An 18,081-nucleotide genomic window follows, 5' to 3' on the forward strand; every position below is an offset into this window, starting at 1 on the left:
TCGTCGGAGGCATCTGGCAGTCTGCCCCGGTCTGCTCTAGTGTAGGTTCAACTACAACCGTAGGTGCCCCGTCAGAGGCGACGCGCCGTGATGTGCGACCGCCCGGGGCCGACGAGTGGAGGGAAGATGCTGGAGCTGTTCCGGTCGCCGCGCCGGGCCATGGTGTGGTTTGTCGAGGCCAGCCTGCTCTCGCTCCTGGTGTGCTGCGCGCCGGGCGTGATCGTGGGCTGGGAGCATACGCTCGATGGGGAGCGCTTCGGACGGACAGCGAGCATCTCGTTGGTGGCGCTGACGTCGCTCTACTATCACGGCCTGTACGGGCCCGAGCCTCCCAGGGCACGGGCGCTGGTCCTGACGACGTTCCGGGCGCTCGGCCTGGCGGCGGCTGTGCTGTGGCTCGCGTTCTGGCTCGTGCCGGACGCGCAGATCAGCGACCGGGTGCTCCTGACGTCGCTCGGGGCGGCGGCGCTCGTGCTCCCCGCGTGGCGCGCGGCGTGTGATCGGGTGATGAGGAGCGAGAGCTTCTCCAAGCGCGCGGTCGTGCTGGGCTCAGGCGAGCTCGCCCGCTCGTGCGCGGCCCTCATCCGGAAGGATGGACAGGTCCTCGGGCTGCGCCTCGCCGGCCGGCTCGTCAGAGACGAGGAGCCGATCGACGAGGCCGAGATCGCGGGGAGGTACCGTGACCTCCGCCGCCTCGTCGAGCAGCGCGGCGTCGCGGCGGTGATCGTGGCGACTTCCGATCGCCGCGCCGCCTTCCCGCTGGAAGAGTTGCTCGATCTGAAGCTCCGCGGCGTCGAGATCGAGGAGGGCATGGATTTCTACGAGCGGGTGACCGGCAAGATCTGCGTGCGCGAGCTGAGGCCGAGCCAGATCATCTTCTCTCACGGGTTCAGCGTGCGGCGGCGGACGCTGATCGCGAAGCGGATCTTCGACGTCGCGTGCGCGACCGTCGGGCTCGTCCTCGCGCTGCCGCTGATGGCGCTCACGGCCGCCCTGGTGAAGCTCGACTCCAGGGGGCCGGCGCTCTATTCGCAGATCCGGACAGGCGCTCTCGGGAAGCCGTTCAGGATCCACAAGTTCCGCTCGATGAGGACCGACGCCGAGAAGGACGGGGCGGCGTGGGCGACGGAGAACGATCCGCGCGTGACCCGCGTCGGGCGCTTCATCCGGAAGACGCGGCTCGACGAGCTGCCGCAGCTCTGGAATGTGCTCGTCGGCGAGATGAGCATGGTGGGGCCGCGGCCCGAGCGCCCCGAGTTCATCGACGCCCTGGAGAAGCAAATCCCCTTCTTCCGGCAGCGGCTCTTCGTGAAGCCGGGAGTGACGGGGCACGCACAGGTGCGCTGCCGTTACGGCGCGTCCGCCGAGGACGCGCTGGAGAAGCTCCAGTATGATCTCTATTATATGAAGAGCTTCTCGCTCTGGTTCGATATCTCCATCCTCATCGACACCGTGAAGGTCGTGCTCTGGCGCATCGGCGCACGGTGAATCGTCCGGCCGCCGCTCCGTGCAATGGCTGCGCTCTTTACCGCCGGGCTCGGTGGCGCGCCCTCTGCAGAGCACGCGCGAGAGATCGGCGGTCGTCGGTCTCCGGGGGGTCCGGCGATGAAGACGTGGATGAGGGCGAGCGTCGTGAGCTCGGTGCTTCTGGTCCAGGGCTGCGCGGAGCTCGACCCGGCGCCGGGAGAGAGCGTCGCCGTCGCGGCGAGCAGCCTGAATGTCTCGGCCTTCCGCTTCATGGAAGGCGGAGAGCTGCCGTATGTGCTCGGCTTCTCACCCGAGACCGGCCAGATCCTCGGCGGCGCGCACCAGCTCCTCATCCCGCGAGCCGGCGGCCGCGAGGCGCTCGACGGCGCCAACCTGCCCTCGCACCTGCACCCCGAGCTCCGGGGCTCCCTGCTCCAGCTCAACTCGACGCTCCGGGAAGGCGAGGCGCAGTCGACCGCGTTCGCCTCGAACTGGTGGCCGCAGCGGCAGAACGGCATCGCCGATCGCTGGAACTCGACCAACAAGAACTACTCCGACCGGATCTCCGACCCGGACAACATCTCTCCCGTCGAGAAATACGACGTCCTGTTCCACTCGGGGCAGATGGAGACGCTCGGGGCCATCGCCTCGTGGAGCATGGACGACCTCAGGAGGCCTCCCTACCTGCGCAATCCTCCGTATATCCAGCCGACGGTGGTCGTGGCCGGCCCGGCCACGCGCTGGGAGCTACAGCATCACGGGCTCTACCAGGGTGTCTACCCGGAGTACTGGTGGGGGCACTGCAACGGGTGGTCGGCCTACGTCGCCGCCGAGGGGGCCGGGCCGCGCCGCGACGTCCGGGTGAAGCTCTCCGGCGCGAAGGTGACCGAGTGCGCCGCGGCGGAGACCGGCTGCGTCCTGTTCCGCATGGCGGACATCGAGGCGCTGATGAGCGAGCTCTACTTCAGCGACTCGGTGACCTTCTCGGGACGTCGCTGCGAGACGCGGGCGGATCGGACGATGCGCGACGTCTACGGCAGGCCCATCGACCCCGCCTGCCGCGACCTGAACCCGGCCACGATGCACGTGGCCATGACCGGGCTGCTCGGGGTCGGAGCAAAGCCGCTCCACGGCGACTCGACCCAGCGACAGAAGCTCATGTTCGTCGTCGACCACACCTGGGACGTCGAGGTGTGGAGCTTCCCCGTCAAGCAGTTCTCGATCGATGTCATCGAGCAGGTGGACGTCCGGCAGGCCGCGCGGCTCCTGTGCGGCGGCGCGTATGCGGGCGCCGACTGCTACAATTACAGGTTCAACCCGGGCGCGACGCGCTTCGTCCGCGTCGCCGCGCGCTTCTGGATGATCTCCGATTCGGTCACCGGCGAGACGCTGCTCACGCCGCCCGAGCAGCGCACCGTGCCGCTCTCCGTGTCGGAGCTGCACTACGTGCTCGAGCTCGACGAGAACCTCACCATCCTGGGCGGCGAGTGGATCAAGAACCCCTCGATCGTGAACGGGGTCAACGGCAAGGAGCTCCACCCGGATTATCTCTGGATCCCGGTGCGGGCCCAGGGCGCGGGCGAGGACGCCGACGATCTCGGGGGCGCCGAGGACAACCCCTACATCTCGTACGCGAAGGTCAAGGCGCTGCTCACGCTCTCGCAGCGCGACGACTGAGGCGCAATGCCGTGCGCGCCGCGCGCGCCACGCCCGAAGCGCCCGGCCTGTCAGAAGTGCGACGGCGAACGGCGGCGCGGCGGAGATTCAAGAAGCGTTGGCGGGGTGGACGGGACTCGAACCCGCGGCCTCCGGCGTGACAGGCCGGCGTTATAACCAACTTAACTACCACCCCAGACGTCAGGGATACGACCGCTCGGCGAGCGCCGAGCCAGCTCGGCTTTCCTTCCCATGAGCAAGCTCGCCATGAGCCAGACCTCCTCGCCTGGCCTGCACCGAGCGATGCAAGCCAACCGAGGGAGGCTCAGGCGAGCATCGACTCAGATGACAGGGAAGAAAGCTGGCGGGGTGGACGGGACTCGAACCCGCGGCCTCCGGCGTGACAGGCCGGCGTTATAACCAACTTAACTACCACCCCAGACTGACATCACTACAGATCACCCAGGCCCCTAGACCCAGGAAGTGGGCGGGACAGGGGTCGAACCTGCGACCATCGGCTTGTAAGGCCGACGCTCTGCCGCTGAGCTACCCGCCCCGTCGGAGAGGTGCGCGACTGTACTCGCCGAACGGAGTCCGTCAAGATTTATTTCTCGCGGCCTCCGTCCCTGGCTGATCGAGCCCGCGCCTGCCCTTCGATCTCCGTGGCTTTCGCCGCGTGCCGCCACACGCGCCCGCACCGGTCCCGCCGCCACCCTCGCGATCCGCGTCCGCGCCTCGCGTCGCTCGTTTGCTGCGATTGCAAGCGCTGTCACGAACGCGCCGGGCGGCCGTGCGAACAGAGCTGTTGGACCGTGTGACAACCTGACTCATCGACACACTTACAGCGTAAATTTCCCATGTGTCCGCGCTACGCTGTGCGTCAGCGGCGCCAGCCGCGTGTACGCGTAGTGGAGGAGCAAGCAACGTATGGCGGAGAAGATCGGCATCCTCGTCGGCTGGGAACAGTCGTTCCCTCAGGCCTTCCTCGAGAGGTGCAACAAGGTGCCGGGCGTCCGGGCGGAGATCGCGAAGCTCGGCGGGACGCCCGAGCGGTTCGAGAGCCCGTACCGGGTGCTCATCGACCGGATCAGCCAGGAGGTGAAGCACTACCGCTTCTACTTGAAGGCCGCCGCGCTCGGCGGGGCGTTCGTGATCAACGACCCGTTCTGGTGGAGCGCGGACGACAAGTTCTTCGGCTACTCGCTGGCGTCGCAGATCGGCATCGCGACGCCGCGCACCGTCATGCTGCCCCAGCGCGACTACATCCCGGCGATCGTCAAGGAGCGCAGCCTCCGCAACCTCGAGTATCCGCTCAACTGGGAGGCGATCGTCGACTACGTGCGCTTCCCGGCCATCCTCAAGCCCGCGGACGGCGGCGGGTGGAAGGACGTGTCGGTGGTGCGGAGCCAGGAGGAGCTGCTCGCCGCCTACAACGCCTCGGGGCAGAACGTCATGACCCTGCAGGAGTTCATCGACTTCGACGACTACGTCCGCTGCATCTGCGTCGGGAAGGATCGCATCCTCCCGATCCAGTACGACCCCAGGGCGATCGGCCCCACGGGGCTCCGCGGCTGCTACGTGCAGCACGAGAACGAGCGGTGGCTCCCGAAGGCGCTGCACGACCGCGTCATCGAGGACGCGATCAAGATCAACAAGGCGCTCGGCTACGACATGAACTCGATCGAGTTCGCGATCCGCGACGGCGTCCCGTACGCGATCGATTTCACGAACCCGGCGCCGGACATGCACATCGAGCACCTGCGGGAGCGGTACTTCAACATCGCCGTCGACTGGATGGTCGCGTTCGCCGTGGAGTGCTCGAGAGGCGACCGGCGGACGAGGGACGGCTACGCGTGGTCGAGGCTCGTCCGGCCCTCCGTGGGCAAGGTTCGGCTCGGGGCCTCGTCGTGACCGCCGTCGAGGGGCTCCTCGACGGCCAGTTCACGCTGGGCATCGAGGAGGAGTTCCAGATCGTCGACGCGGAGACGCGCGAGCTGCGGTCGTACGTGAGCCAGCTGCTCGAGGGGGGGCAGGGCCACGAGCTGCTGCGCGGCCGGGCCCGCCCGGAGATGCACCAGTCGGTCGTGGAGACGGGCACCGGCGTCTGCCGGGACATCCGGCAGGCGAGGGGAGAGCTCGCCGAGCTGCGCGGCAGCCTGAACGCGCTCGCGCGGCGAGGGGGGATGCGGATCGTCGCGGCCGGGACGCACCCGTTCAGCGACTGGAAGAAGCAGGACATCACCGACGGCGAGCGCTACCGGTGCATCGTGGAGGACCTGCAGGACGTCGCCCGCGCCAACCTCATCTTCGGGCTGCACGTCCACGTCGGCGTCAAGGACCGCGAGGTGGCGATGGCCCTCGCGAACCAGGTCCGCTACTTCCTGCCGCACATCCTCGCGCTCTCCACGAGCTCGCCGTTCTGGCTCGGCCGCCCCTCGGGGCTGAAGAGCACGCGCAGCGAGATCTTCAAGCGCTTCCCGCGCACCGGGATCCCGGGGCTCTTCGAGTCGTACGGCCACTTCCAGCGCTTCGTCGATCTGCTCGTGAAGACGGGCTGCATCGACAACGCGAAGAAGATCTGGTGGGACGTCCGCCCGCACCCGTTCTTCGACACGGTCGAGGTGAGGATCTGCGACATGACCACGCGCCTCGACGACACCGTGGCGCTGGCCGCGCTCGTCCAGGCCGTCATGGGCAAGCTCTACCTCCTCTACCGGCGCAACCTCGGGTTCCGCGAGTACCGGCAGGAGCTCATCGAGGAGAACAAGTGGCGCGCCGTGCGCTACGGCCTCGACGGCCAGCTCATCGACTTCGGGAAGCAGGAGCAGGTCCCCGTCCGCCACCTCGTCGACGAGCTCCTCGAGTTCGTGCAGGAGTCGGCGGAGATCTTCGGATCGCAGGGCGAGCTCGAGCGGGTCCGGAGGATCCTCCACGAAGGGACGAGCGCGGATCGCCAGCTCGCGGTCTACGCCCGGACGAAGAGCTTCCACGCCGTGGTCGACGACCTGATCGAGCAGTCGAGCCTCGGCCTGTGAGGCCCCGAGCTGCCCGGCGGTGGAGGCCGCCGTGGGGAGGCCGCGCGCCGGGAGGAGCCCTCCTCCCGGCGCGCGGGCGGCTCCCGCGGAGGCGCTCGGCGGGGCAGGGGCGGCGGGGCGGCGGGGTGCATCGAGAGGCGGCCGCCGGCCGAGGCGCGCCTCCGTGCGAGAATTTCTGCTCGCGCTCCGGCTCTGCTACCGTGCGGCCGTGGGAAACGCTCCGCATCGCTGCGTCGCAGCTCTCTCGGTGGGCTGGCTGCTCGCGCTGTCCGTCACCGCGGGCGCCGCGGGTTGCGCGTCGACCGAGTACGTCAACGAAGGTCCCGGGCAGCCGACGCCGCGGGCCTCCGGCTCGCTGCCTCCCGGATCGGTGGGCGTCTGCAAGCAGCCGCTCACGAAGCGGCCGCCCATCGTGAGCGAGGAGCTCTGGGCGCACGCGAAGCCGTGCACGTCGCGCACGCCGCCCTCGACCATCCGGCTCGGCTACGCGAAGGACGGCTCCGCGGGCGCCGATCCGGAGACGGAGCAGCTGGTCGAGAAGGTGCTGGCGGCGCTCGCCGAAGGGACGAAGCCCGATGGCGGGAACAACCAGGTCACGGGCGCGATCCGCGCGGTCCGCTCCTACGCGGCGAGGAAGGACGAGCTGCGCGCCCGGATCGCGCGGGACTCGGCCTCGGATCAGGCGTGCGACGTGACCTACCTGCTCAACACGATGTCCGCCGCGCGGGGCAAGCTGTCCGGAGGCGACGCCTGCACCGCGGAGGTGTTCGACCCGGAGACCCGCGCCGACGCGTGCCTCTTCGACACGAAGCGGCCCGAGGGGCTCTGGCTGTCGAGCGGCTGGTCCTGCATGACGTTCACCGGGGCGCTCGGGAACGAGGCGTCCTGCCATCAGCTCTGCGGTTACGACGACTACTGCGCGCGGCAGGTGTACTGCGCCGCAGGCGACGTCAACCTGCTGCTCTGCGCGCTCGGCGTCTGCCTGCCGGAGCCGTCCGCCGGCATCAAGTGACGGCCGCGCGGACCTAGTCCGCGCTAGTCCGCAAGAAGCGCGCTCAGCCGCTCGAGGACGCCGCGGAGCAGCTCGCGCGCGCCGCGAAGGAGCGCGCGCACGTCGCGAAGGGCGTCATGGACCTCGCCGGGCACGGGCAGGAGGCCCGCGCGGGCGGCGAGCGCCGCCCCCGAGACGAGCAGCAGGACCACGACCAAGGCGAGGAAGATGCGGCGGGGCCACCGCCGCCGTCGGCGGGGCGCCGGCGTCATCAGGGCCGGAGGCGCGGACTTGACCGGCAGCTTGCGGCTGGAGGGCGGCGGGAAGGAGGACTTGGGCGGCGGCTCGTCGAGAGAGACGGGGAGGATGCCGGCGAACGTGGCCGGCAGCGGCGTGTTCCCGGCGGGCGGCCGCTTGCTGCTGCGCGGCTCGCCTCGCCGCCCGGACGTGGAGCGGAGCTCCCCCCGCGACGACAAGCGGCTGTCCGCGAGCTGGATCGCCGTCGCGAGCTTCTTCCGGCGCTCGGTCACGGCGTCCCCGAGCGTCTCGCGGACGAAGCGACCGACGTCGCCGTCCGTGACCGAGGCGCCGAGAGAGATCGCGATCTGGTCGAGCGTTCGCTGGAACGACGCGCAATCGCTCCAGCGGTCCGCCGGATCCTTGGCCAGCGCGCGCTCGATCGCCAGCGCGAGATCGAAGGGGACGTCCGGCACGAGCTCGCGGATGGGGACGGGGGCGAAGCGAATGATGTTCTCCATCGTCTTCGCGTCCGTCTTGCCGCGGAACGGGTGGTAGCCGCTGAGGGTCGTGTAGAGGAGGACCCCGAGCGAGAAGATGTCGGCGCGCCGATCGACCTTGCCCGACGTGAGCTGCTCCGGCGAGAGGTACGGGATCTTGCCCTTGAGCTGGCCGGCGACGTGCGTCTCGTGCAGGCGGCCCGTGGCCTTGGCGACGCCGAAGTCGACGATCTTCACGATGCCGTCGAACGACACCATCACGTTCTGCGGGGAGATGTCGCGGTGCACGAGGTCGACGAGCCTGCCCTCGTCGTCGCGCAGCTCGTGCGCGGCGTGCAGGCCGGCGCAGATGCTCGAGGCGATGCGCAGGAGGATCGGCAGGGGGACGCCGCCGGTCGATTTCACCTGCTTGTTCAGCGAGGCGATCGTGTCGCCGTCGACCCACTCCATGACGATGTAGAGCACGCCGTTCTCGTCGCCGAGCTCGACGATCTCGACCGCGTGGGGGTGCCGGATGCGGGACGCGAGGCGCGCCTCGTCGAGGAACATCGCCTCGAAGGCCGGGTCGTCGCCGAACTCCGGCAGCATCGTCTTGATGGCGACGATCTTCTGGAAGCCGCGGGATCCCACGAGGCGCGCCGCCCAGACGGCCGCCATCCCTCCACGGGCGACCGGCATGAGGAGCTCGTAGCGGCCCAGCGTGTCTCCAGGCTTGAGGTCCGACAGGATCTGCACGCGGTGGTCCTACTAGATGGGGAGGCGGAGTTTGGAGGGGTAGGGCTCGAGTGCCACCGTTACGTTCGTGGAGGCCCGTAGCCTCGACGTCTGCCGGAGCGACGCAGCGCCATCGCGCCTGCACGTCACGAAGGAGGTCCCGCAAAGCCAGGGTGCCACGAAGCGTATACGGACCTCAAGCTCGGGGGCGAAGGCGCTTCGGAGGGACGCATCGCTGCGGAGGGTAGGCGAGCGCAGCCCGAAGAGAGGGCGCGGCGAGCGCGGCCGGGGCGATCGATGCGGCGCGCGAGGAGATCGGAACGGATGCGAACCGATGGGAACCGACGGGAACCGCGTGCGGCGAAAGGGAATGATTCGTTGCGTGTAAAGACGCGTGTAAAAGTGCGCGTAAAGGTGCGAAAAGTGCGCCAGCTCGCGTTGAAGACGCGGGCGCTGGAGTCGTGATACACGGTGAGCGACCTGCTCGACGAGGCCTCATGGAAGCCAATTTGCGCCCGATCCCGCCGCCTCACGACGAAGACAACGAAGACGTGCACTGGGCGCTGTCGACCGCGACCGCGCTGTGGGGGCGCGGGGAGCGCGACGAGGCCCTGAAATGGCTGCGCCGCGCCGCGGAGCAGGCCTCGGATGCCAACGCCGACCTGCGCGCCCTCGAGCTCTTCAAGGCCGCCGCGGAGGTGGCGCAGAAGATCGCGGCGCTCGAGGCGGATACGGCCACGGCCTCGCAGCCCACGACCGCGAGCGCGCCGCCGAATGCGGCCGCGAGCGCGCCTCCCCAGGCGTCCGGCGCGCCTCCCGCGACAGCGAGCGCGGCGCCGCCCAGGCCTAGCGCGCCGGGGGCATTGGCGCGACCGTCGCATCCGCCGGGCGTGGAGGCAGGACGAGCCGAGCGCGGCGGCGCGGGCACGAGCGCGCCGCCCGCCGCGATGCGGGCGCCTTCGGTCCGCGCGCCTGCCGGCGATGCGCCGACAGGGCCGATCACGTCCGCGGCGGCGACGTTCCGCGACGGCGCCGTGCCCAGGCCCGCGACGGGGCTGGGCCGGCCGGCGTCGGTGGTGCCGGGGCGCGCCCCTGGGCCGGTGAGCGCAGCGGCGCTGCGCGAGGTGACCCCGACCCAGCTGTCGCCGGCGGCGCGCACGCCAAGCCACGCGCCAGGGCTCCCGGCGCGCCCTGCCGCGGCGACGAAGACCGGCGCCCCGCCGGGCGCGGCCGCCTCGACGGCCGGATCGCCTGGCCGCGCTGTCCCGGCGAACGCGCGTGCGATCACCGGCTTCGCGGCGTCGCCCCACGGGAGGGTGTCGTCGACCACCGCGGTGACCGAGGAGGTCCCAGCGGTCAAGCTCCCGGCGGCGGGTGCGCTCGCTGGCCAGGAGCCGGGGCAGGGCGCGTCGGACGCCGCGCGCGAGAGTGCCAGCGGGGAGCAGCAGCTGGCCGACGCAGATCCTCCGGCCGATCAGCGCGCGACGGTGCCGACGCCGACGGCCATGGCCGCGGCGTTGGCGCGGCGGCCGGCGGTCCCGCTCGGCGCGGGCTCTTCGCAGGAGGCGACAGAGCGGCGCCCGGGGCTCTGGCCGAGCACGGACGATGAGGGCACCGCGCGCCGCCCCCTGACCCCGCAGGAGCAGCGGGTGCTGATGGAGCTCCGGATCGAGGATCTGGACGAGGAGACGCCGATGCTCGCCCTGGAGCAGCTGGCGGGCGACGGCAAGCCGCCCGCTGCCGCACCGGAGGCGGGCGACGCGTCCGACGACCGCGCCGACTGGACCGAGGCCGAGCCGGATGAAGCCGACGCTGGCATCGCCTCTGCGGATCACCAGGGAGATCCGATCTTGGCGGGGGAGCCCTCGGACGCGATGCAGGGCCAGGGCGCGGAGGAGGCGGCGTCCTGGTCGCAGGGAGCCCTCACGGACGATCGTGGGGGCTCGTCGGAGGACTCGTCGTGGAACGATCCGCCGTACGAAGGGGAATGGCAGGCGCCTCCGCCGCGGCTTCCCGCGTCGCAGATCGAGCCGCTGCCGGCGCTGCGGATCGCGGTGATCGGCATCTCGAGCGCCGGGGAGCTCCGGCTCGTCCCGATGGACGGAAGGAACGCTCCGCCACGGGGCGCGGCGCTCGGGATCCTCGTCCCGCTGAGCCCCGGGGACGGCGAGACGATCGCGCGGCTGCTCCAGCTGCGTAGCTGAGCTGCCGCGGCGCCGCGGGGACACGTTCGGCAAGAAGTGGGGCATCCCGCGCATCGACGGTAGCCTCGGGGGATGCATGACGAACGGACAGCCCCGAAGCGGATCCGCGTGACAGGACTGCAGGAGGCCCAGCTGCCGGCGCTCGTAGCGCTGGAGCAGGCCTGTACGGCGACGCACCGCGAGGCTGGCGCTGGGGTCGGGGTCTCGGAGATCGAGGCGCGGACGCTCGCCGATCTCGCCGCGCTGACGCGGCGGCACGACGTGCGCGTGGCAGAAGCGGACGACGAGGTAGCCGGCTACCTGGCGTGGCGTGACGAGGCGCCTGGGGTCGCAGTCCTGGAGGAGCTCTCGGTGCACCCGGACCACCAGCGATGCGGCATCGGGACGCGGCTGCTCGCGGACCTCCAGGATCGAGCGCGCGAGCTCGGCATGGATCAGATCGTCGTACGCTCCAGGGAGAAGGCGAGCTGGGCCCAGGCTTTCTACGAGAAGAAGGGCTTCGAGCCGCTCGGCGAGGGCGCGCCCGCGAAGGTCCGCGCGTGGTGGAGCGAGCAGGAGGCCTCCGGGAGCCCGCCGGCCCGAGCCGGCGAGGTCATCCTGTGGGCGGCCATTCCGCCGCAACGCCCTGAAGCGCCGGACGAGGGCGACGAGCGCAGCGAGAGCTGAACCCGGCCGGGCGGACGGTTCGCTCGGGGCCGTCGTGGGCCGGCGGGCGCCCGGGCGAAGGGGCGCGGTTGCAGAAGCGCGCGACGGCTCGGCCGGGGTTCGCCTGGCTGCGCTCGCGCCAGCCGTGGGGCCCGGAAAACCGACCGGGGGCGCGAGTTGACATAATGTTTCTTATGCGATCCAAGGCCGGTGCTGCGGGCAGGGGAGATCGGCTCGATTTCACGAGCAAATTCATGCACCTGAGGGCCGATCGGGCCCGCGGCGGTCGCCGCCGTCGCCGCAACCTGGGTCGGCCGGCCTCTCTCGCGGCAACCTGGGTTCGCCCCACCGGGTCGCTGCCGTTGACGCAACCTGGGTCGGTCGGCCTCGCCCGCGGCAACCTGGGTTCGCCCCACCGGTCGCTGCCGTTGACGTAACCTGGGTCGGTCGGCCTCGCCCGCGGTCGCCGCCACCCCTGGCTCTGCCCGCCACGAGACCTGGCCGGAGGCACCACTCCGGAGCCCCGCAACACGCCTCAAGGCGTCGTCCGCAACGCCCCGCGCGCCCTTCGGCCCGCCAGCATCGAGCCGCCGCGCCTCAGTCTGTACGTGTGTTCAGCCCTTCGGAACCGGGGGCGTCTCGACGTCGAGGCTCAGCAGCGAGCCGCCGTTCGTCAGGACGAACGCACGCCGGCCGTACGCCGCCGGCGTCATCGCGATGCCACCGCCGGTCTCGATGCCGTCGATCACGGCCCCGTCCAGCGGAGAGAACAGGAAGATCCCGTAGCGCGTGGTCGTCACCAGCAGCGCCCCCGAGAACGGCACGGGGGCCGAGATGCCGCCGTCAGGCAGGTCCCGGCGCCAGATCGTGCGGCCATCCTCCGGATCGAGCGCCCACAGGCCGGTCATGCCGGAGGACGCAAGCAGCACCTTCCGCGCGGGCACGATCGGACCGCCTCCGCTCCGGGGCTGGTGCGCAGACTGCTCCCACAGGAGAAGCTCGGTCACGCCGACCGCCGTCTCGTTCATCCAGGCCCGGGTCCCGTTCTCTGCGTCGAGCGCGAAGACCCCGCCCGCGTAACCTGCCACGAAGACCACATCGCCCGAGGCGATCTTCCCGAGGACCGGCGTGGTGTCCGTGTCGAGGTACTTCGGCGTCTGGCCGCCAGCGCTCTGCTCGGCCTCGGCAGCCAGGTCGACGAGCGCCCACTGCTCGGACCCGTCCTTGAGGTCGTAGGCCATCACGACCCCGTCCGAGAACGCGGTGTAGACCTTGTCCCGGCCGAGCGCCGGCCCCGCGTGCCCGGAGATCTCCATCCCGCCCGCCGGCGTCCTGTGCTGGTGCCAGCGCATCGCCCCCGTCGCCGCGTCGAGCGCGATCAGCGTGTCGTTCGAGTTCGTCACGTAGAGCACGCCGTCGCGCAACACCGGCCGCCGCGCGACCCTCGCGTTGGTCATGAAGCGGTAGAGCAGCGCGCCGTCGGACGCGCGCACCTTGTAGAGGGCGCCATCGTCCGAGCCGAAATAGACCGTGTCCGACGCGGCGTCGTAGAGCGGCTCGCACTGCACCGGGCCGAGCGTCTCGAAGCGCCAGAGGACGTCGCTCGTGTCCGCGCGCAGCGCATACAGCCCGTGATCGCTCGATCCGACGAAGACGCGCCGGTGCGCCACGTCGATCTCGGGGCGGCCGCGCTCGTAGGCCTCGCCGACCTTGCGCGTCTCGGCGGTGAGCTCGCGACGCATGGTGATGCCGAGTGCGCCGCCCGGGTGGTGCAGCCAGAGCGGCGCATCGGGCGCCGCAGCGACGCCCAGGTTGCCGCAGCCGCTCAGCGGCGCGAGCCCCAGCCAGACGAGCGCGACGCCCGCTGCGCGGCTAGTGCGGCGCATCGCCCGCCTTCTTCTCCGCGTTCTCACGCGCCCGGCGGAGCAGCTGCTCGATCTCCTCCGGCGTCATCGACTGGCCCTTCGGACCTCCGAACGCGGCGCGCGGCGGCACGGCGGCCGGATCGATCTTGCGCAGCATCTCCTCGACGACCGCCTCGAGGAACTGGAACGGGCGGCCCTCCGTCGACGGCGCCTGGAGCTTCTCGTGCGCGCTCTTGAGCAGCTCCTTCGCCTTGTCGGTGTCGCCCTTGGCCAGGTGGAGCCGCGCCTGGTGGTACAGCGCGAGCTCCTTGTAGCCCTTCATGTCGATCGCCTCGAGCTCCTTGAACGACGCGAGCGCGCCGTCGAGATCCCCCTTGCCCTCGCGGGCGAAGGCGATGCCCTCGATGGCGCGCCCCTTCACGTCGGGATCGGCCCCGGCCAGCGGCGACGAGACCACGACGCTGTACGCGTCCAGCGCGTGCGCGTAGTCCTTCTTGTCGAGCAGCACCCCGGCCTGCCCGAGCTTCGCCAGCGTCGCCGCCCCGGTGCCGGCGTGCTCGTCGATGACCTTGTTGTACTCGGCGAGCGCGGTGGCCGACCGCTCGTCCGCGGTCTTGAAGGTCCTCGTGACGTCGAGCTCCTTCTCCTCCTCGGTGCGCGTGTCCTCGGCGAGCACCCTGCCCCGATCCGCGGCGACGGCCGAGACGAGCGCCGACGAAGAGACGGCGTCCTTCTTCTCGACCCGCGACAGGTAGAACAGCACGCCGCCGGTCGCGACGAGCGCCGCCAGCACGCCCCACTGGAGGATGTGGAAGTTCGCCTTGATCCACCGGCCAGCGCCGCTGCTCATCCGGCTGAGCGCGTCCTCGACCATCTCGCCCGGCAGCAGCTGGACCGGGCGGCGCCCCTCGGCCTGCTCCCTGCGGCGAGCGAGCAGCTCCTTCGCGCGGGCGTTCTTGTCCTTGGGCAGCTCCTCGCCGATCGCCTTCTTCTTGCGACGGCGCGCCGTGGCCTCGTCGCGGCGGCGGGCCGCGCGGTTCGGCGCCGCCTCGGCCGCCTCTTCGCCCGCCGCCTCCGGCGCGGGAGCCTCCTCCGCCTCGCCGACGCCGAGCGCGTCGGCCACGCGCTGCGCGGCCTCGTCGTCGCCGTCGCCGCCGCCGGCGTCCTTCACCGGAGCGCCGCGCGGCGGCCTCGCCGGGGCCGCCTCCGCGGCCCCGTCCTCGTCGCCATCGCTCCGCGTGGCGACATCGCCGTCGCTCCGCGCGGATTTCTCTTCGGCCTGCTCTCGGTCCTTGTCCGACACGCGGCGGACTCTAGTCTCGCGGCCTGCGGCGTCAATCTGGCCGGTGAGCGGCGGGCGCTTCGTCGTCCGAGCGCGGCGGCGCCCCGGCCTCCCCGGGCGACCAGGGCGCAGGCTGCGGGGGCGGGATCTCGTCGCTCAGCGGGACGACCGCGCACGCGGACACCTCGACGTTCTGGGTCGCGTACACCACGAAATCGCCGTAATTGCCGGCCTGCGCGCCCGCCGCGGGCGGCAGCGTCGCGAACGCCTCGGTCGGCTCGCTCCCCGGCGGGATCGCGAGCGTGACCGCGCGCTCCGGATCGAGCTCCGGCGCGCTGGCCGGGACGAGCGACGCGCCGTCCCGCTTCGGCGGGCGCCAGCCACGCGTGGGCCTGCCGAACCGCACCTCGCCGGGGCGGCCGTCGTCGGTCCGCGCGCGGCAGAGGACGCGCACGCCCTTGCCGTTGCCGGCCTTCGGGATCACGACGCCGAGGCCCACCCCGCTCTTCGCGAAGCGGCGCAGGCGGCCGAGATCGCGCTCGCGCGGCCCGCCGAGGAGGTCGAGGATGTCGGCCCGGAGCGCGAGCCCGAGCCCCCCCGGCAGCGGATCGGGCGTGCCGAGCATGCGCAGGAGCGGCGCCCGGAGCTCGGGGCCGGCGCCGAGCTTCACGAGGGCCTCCGCGATCGCGACCCGCGCGGTCTGGTACGGCTCCTGGCTCAGCCGCTCCGCGAGCGCCGGCCGCGCGGCGTCCTCGCCGATCGCCGCGAGCGCGGCCGCGGCGTACGGGCGGAGCCGCACGTCGCCGAGCGCCGCGATGAGCGGCGGCAGCGCCGCCTTCACCCGGATCTTGGCGAGCGCGTCCACGATCTCGCGCGCCCGCTCGAACGAGGTCACCTCGCCCGCGTCGGCGCCGCCGTCCTGCTCGGGGCCGCGGACCACCTGCCGCAGCCACGCCACGAGCACGTCGTCGCCGCGGCGATCGCCCGACTCCGCCAGCGCGAGCGCCGCGAGGCGCCGCCACTTGCGATCGCGATCGACGACGAGATCGCGGGTGAGCGGCGCGCCCTCGCCGAGCCGCGTGAGCGAGAGCGCCGCCCAGCGCCGCACCTCGTCGTCCTCGTCGCGCACGAGCGCGAGGCGCAGCGAGGGCGCCGCCTCGGAGCGGCGCAGATCGAACAGCACCTCGCCCGCCTTGCGCCGGATGGCCACGTCCGCGTCGTCGAGCAGCGCCGCGACCTCGACGACCGCGTCGGCGTCGCCCGCGATGCCGCGGCGGAGCGCGTCGGGCCAGCCCTTGCCCTCCTGCCGGAGGCCGCGGACCTCGTAACGCCCGTGCGACGCCTCGATCGCGCGCAGCTCCGACCGCATCGCGGCGAGCTCCGCCGGGCGCAGCGCGGAGATGTCTTCCTGCTGGCGCGGATCGGTCGCCACGTCGTAGAGCGCGCACGCGCCGATCTTGCGCGCGCAGACGAGCCGCAGCGTGCCCTTGGCGAGCAGCGTCTGCGTGTCCGTCTCGGCGAACGCGAAGCCCGGGAGCGAGGGCGGCCCGCCCGGCGCCGCCTTGCCCTGCTCCGCCGCCTCGTCGCCGGAGGCGAGCAGCGGCCCGAGGTCGGCGCCGCGCACGCGCGCCGGCCTCGGGATGCCGAGCCCCGCGAGCACCGTCGGCAGGAGATCGACGAGCTGCACCGGCGCCCGGACCACGCGCGGCGAGAGCAGGCCGGGCGCGCTCACGAGGAGCGGCACGCGCGCCTGCTCCTCGTACACGGTCGTGCCGTGGTAGCGACCGCCGTGCTCGCCGAACTCCTCGCCGTGATCGGCCGTGACGATCACGACGGCGTCCGGGCGCCCCTTGCGGACCTCGTCCACGATCGCGCCCACCCCCGCGTCCGCCACGGCGATCTCCGCGTCGTAGCGGTCGATGTCGCGGTCGCCGAGCGGGTGCTCCGGGTGCGCCTCGTACGGCTCGTGCGGCTCGAAGAGGTGCACCCACATGAACGCGCGCTGCTCCGGCCCGAGCCCGGCGAGGTAGCTCCGCACCTGCTCCAGCCGGAGCTCTGCGCTCGCGAACTCGACCTTCCGGTACTCGAAGTCGAGCGCCCGATCGCGCAGCGCGCCGAAGCGCTCGCCGTCGATGAAGAACACCGCCGGCGGATAGAAGCCCGCCGTCTTGTAGCCGTAGCGGCGGAGGTGTTGCGCGAAGGTCTCGGAGTCGTCCCCGAGCCCTTGCAGCACGAGCGGGCGGATGTACTTGCCCGTCATGAGCGACGACACCGCGTACGACGTGTGCGGCGTCGGCGTGTACGCCGCGTCGAAGCGCACGCCCTCGGCCGCGAGGCGATCGAGGTTCGGGGTGATCTTCCTGTCGTAGCCGTACGCCCCCACGTGGTCGGCGCGCAGGGCGTCGACGCTGATCAGCACGATGTCGCGCCCCCGCAGATCGATGGCGTGCCCGCTCGCGCGCTCGTCGAGCGGCGCGGCGTCGAGCGGCTCGGGCGGCGACAGCACGGCGGCGAGCTCGACCACGTGGCCGAGCAGCGGGCTGTGCGTCGCGTAGATCAGCCGGATGTTGTCCGCCAGCGCGAGCCTGTCCGCGGCGCCGGGCGCGAGCGCCGCGCCGAACGCGAAGAGGACGAGCGCGAGCGCCGCGCGCACCAGCCTGGGCGAGCGCCGCCCGTGCAGGTCCTCCAGGCGAGCCGCGCGCGCAGGCAGCGCCGGCGTCGCGAAGGTCGCCGCCGCGAGGGTGAGCGCCGCGAGCCCCAGGTGGAAGGCGGCGTAGAGGCGCGGCAAGACGCGCACGTTCGCGACCTCGAGCAGGACGATCGCGCAGATCGCCGCGAGGAGGAGCCACCTGCCGGAGGCCGCGGCGCGCGCTCGCTTCAGGGCGCGCGCGGCGCGCGGCGCCGCAGCGAACGTCGCGGCGGCCGCGACGAGCGCGAGCGCCGCGATGAAGGGCGCGCGCCGGCCACCCTCGAGCATGCGCCCCGTCGAGACCCCGAAGGCCACCGCGCCGCCGAACGCGCCCGCGATCAGCGCTGCCGCGGCGCGGAACGCCTTGCGCTCGGCGCGCATGACGATCTCGAGCACCGCGCCGAGGACGGCGGCGCACGGCGCCGCGGCCGAGAGCGCGAGCGGCAGGAGGTCGCGCAGGGCGCGGCCGAGCTCGTAGGGCCCGAGGAGCTCTCGCCACCGCCACACGCCGACGACCAGGAGCTCGGCGAGCGCGAGCGCCGCGATCGCGAGGTAGGCGTCCGCCATGCGCCACCCGATCTCCGTCTCCAGCTTCCTCGGAGGCGCGTCGGAGTTCCCGCTCGGGAACGTGGCGCGGCTCGGCGCGGGCGCCGGCGTGGACGGGCGCGCCGGCCCGGCCTGCGGGCGCGGCGCCGCCGGGGCCCGGTGGCCGGCCGGCCCCGGCATGACGCCGGCGATCCCCTCCCCGGCGGCCGTCGTGTCAGGCCGGCTTCCCAGGAGGGGCCGCCCGGAGGGC

Annotated in this window: 11 protein-coding genes and 3 tRNA genes; 7 read left to right on the top strand and 7 right to left on the bottom strand. The window is 72.2% G+C overall.

What is annotated here, in order from left to right; all coding sequences use genetic code 11:
• Positions 1–126 precede the first annotated feature (126 nt).
• Both WMF39_RS19990 and WMF39_RS19995 read left to right on the top strand, forming a co-directional pair.
• Complete coding sequence (locus WMF39_RS19990) at positions 127–1,488, top strand: sugar transferase (RefSeq protein ID WP_437747084.1); 1,362 nt, start codon at positions 127–129, stop codon at positions 1,486–1,488.
• Positions 1,489–1,632: 144 nt separating this feature from the next.
• A complete protein-coding gene (locus WMF39_RS19995; protein ID WP_437747085.1) occupies positions 1,633–3,144 on the top strand; it encodes a hypothetical protein in 1,512 nt (503 codons plus the stop codon).
• A 98-nt stretch (positions 3,145–3,242) separates the two neighbouring features.
• On the opposite strand, the gene WMF39_RS20000 is transcribed toward WMF39_RS19995, so the two are convergent.
• From WMF39_RS20000 to WMF39_RS20010, 3 genes are all read right to left on the bottom strand, one after another.
• A tRNA-Asp gene (locus tag WMF39_RS20000) sits at positions 3,243–3,319 on the bottom strand.
• 166 nt (positions 3,320–3,485) lie between these two features.
• Positions 3,486–3,562 (bottom strand) — tRNA-Asp (locus WMF39_RS20005).
• A 45-nt stretch (positions 3,563–3,607) separates the two neighbouring features.
• Positions 3,608–3,679: transfer RNA gene (locus tag WMF39_RS20010), tRNA-Val, on the bottom strand.
• A 371-nt stretch (positions 3,680–4,050) separates the two neighbouring features.
• Here WMF39_RS20010 and WMF39_RS20015 point away from each other — a divergent pair.
• The 3 genes from WMF39_RS20015 to WMF39_RS20025 all read left to right on the top strand — a co-directional run bounded on the left by WMF39_RS20015 (position 4,051) and on the right by WMF39_RS20025 (position 7,170).
• A complete protein-coding gene (locus WMF39_RS20015) occupies positions 4,051–5,034 on the top strand; it encodes an ATP-grasp domain-containing protein (RefSeq protein ID WP_437747086.1) in 984 nt (327 codons plus the stop codon).
• A complete protein-coding gene (locus WMF39_RS20020) occupies positions 5,031–6,158 on the top strand; it encodes a carboxylate-amine ligase (protein WP_437747087.1) in 1,128 nt (375 codons plus the stop codon). The genes WMF39_RS20015 and WMF39_RS20020 overlap by 4 nt, the downstream gene beginning before the upstream one ends.
• A 208-nt stretch (positions 6,159–6,366) precedes the next feature.
• Positions 6,367–7,170 carry a hypothetical protein gene (locus WMF39_RS20025; protein WP_231864919.1) on the top strand — a complete coding sequence of 268 codons (804 nt, stop codon included), beginning with the start codon at positions 6,367–6,369 and terminating at the stop codon, positions 7,168–7,170.
• A 23-nt stretch (positions 7,171–7,193) separates the two neighbouring features.
• Here the strand turns inward: WMF39_RS20025 and WMF39_RS20030 are convergent, their stop codons facing one another.
• A complete protein-coding gene (locus tag WMF39_RS20030) occupies positions 7,194–8,621 on the bottom strand; it encodes a serine/threonine protein kinase (RefSeq protein ID WP_437747088.1) in 1,428 nt (475 codons plus the stop codon).
• Positions 8,622–9,097: 476 nt separating this feature from the next.
• Between WMF39_RS20030 and WMF39_RS20035 the strand changes: the two genes are divergently transcribed.
• Together WMF39_RS20035 and WMF39_RS20040 are read left to right on the top strand one after the other, a co-directional pair.
• A complete protein-coding gene (locus WMF39_RS20035) occupies positions 9,098–10,804 on the top strand; it encodes a hypothetical protein (protein ID WP_437747089.1) in 1,707 nt (568 codons plus the stop codon).
• A gap of 72 nt (positions 10,805–10,876) precedes the next feature.
• Positions 10,877–11,470, top strand: a complete 594-nt coding sequence (locus WMF39_RS20040) for a GNAT family N-acetyltransferase (protein ID WP_437747090.1) — start codon at positions 10,877–10,879, stop codon at positions 11,468–11,470.
• Between the two features lie 593 nt (positions 11,471–12,063).
• Here WMF39_RS20040 and WMF39_RS20045 read toward each other — a convergent pair.
• From WMF39_RS20045 to WMF39_RS20055, 3 genes are read right to left on the bottom strand one after another with little or no spacing between them, the layout of a single operon-like run.
• A complete protein-coding gene (locus WMF39_RS20045) occupies positions 12,064–13,335 on the bottom strand; it encodes an outer membrane protein assembly factor BamB family protein (RefSeq protein WP_437747091.1) in 1,272 nt (423 codons plus the stop codon).
• Complete coding sequence (locus WMF39_RS20050) at positions 13,322–14,617, bottom strand: tetratricopeptide repeat protein (protein WP_437747092.1); 1,296 nt, start codon at positions 14,615–14,617, stop codon at positions 13,322–13,324. Before WMF39_RS20050 ends, WMF39_RS20045 begins: the two co-directional genes overlap by 14 nt.
• 31 nt (positions 14,618–14,648) lie before the next feature.
• The gene (locus WMF39_RS20055; protein WP_437747093.1) at positions 14,649–18,011 is read right to left on the bottom strand and encodes a sulfatase-like hydrolase/transferase; all 3,363 of its coding nucleotides are present in this window, start codon (positions 18,009–18,011) and stop codon (positions 14,649–14,651) included.
• Positions 18,012–18,081 lie beyond the last annotated feature (70 nt).

Origin of the sequence: Sorangium sp. So ce1504 (assembly GCF_051521635.1) — a bacterium.
Taxonomy (GTDB): Bacteria; Myxococcota_A; Polyangia; order Polyangiales; family Polyangiaceae; genus Sorangium; species Sorangium cellulosum_B.

Coding starts and splice junctions, on each gene's coding strand:
- WMF39_RS20045 (WP_437747091.1), bottom strand. CDS start 13,335: ATGCGCCGCACTAGCCGCGCAGCGGGCGTCGCGCTCGTCTGGCTGGGG.
- WMF39_RS20035 (WP_437747089.1), top strand. CDS start 9,098: ATGGAAGCCAATTTGCGCCCGATCCCGCCGCCTCACGACGAAGACAAC.
- WMF39_RS20015 (WP_437747086.1), top strand. CDS start 4,051: ATGGCGGAGAAGATCGGCATCCTCGTCGGCTGGGAACAGTCGTTCCCT.
- WMF39_RS20055 (WP_437747093.1), bottom strand. CDS start 18,011: ATGCCGGGGCCGGCCGGCCACCGGGCCCCGGCGGCGCCGCGCCCGCAG.
- WMF39_RS19990 (WP_437747084.1), top strand. CDS start 127: ATGCTGGAGCTGTTCCGGTCGCCGCGCCGGGCCATGGTGTGGTTTGTC.
- WMF39_RS20040 (WP_437747090.1), top strand. CDS start 10,877: ATGCATGACGAACGGACAGCCCCGAAGCGGATCCGCGTGACAGGACTG.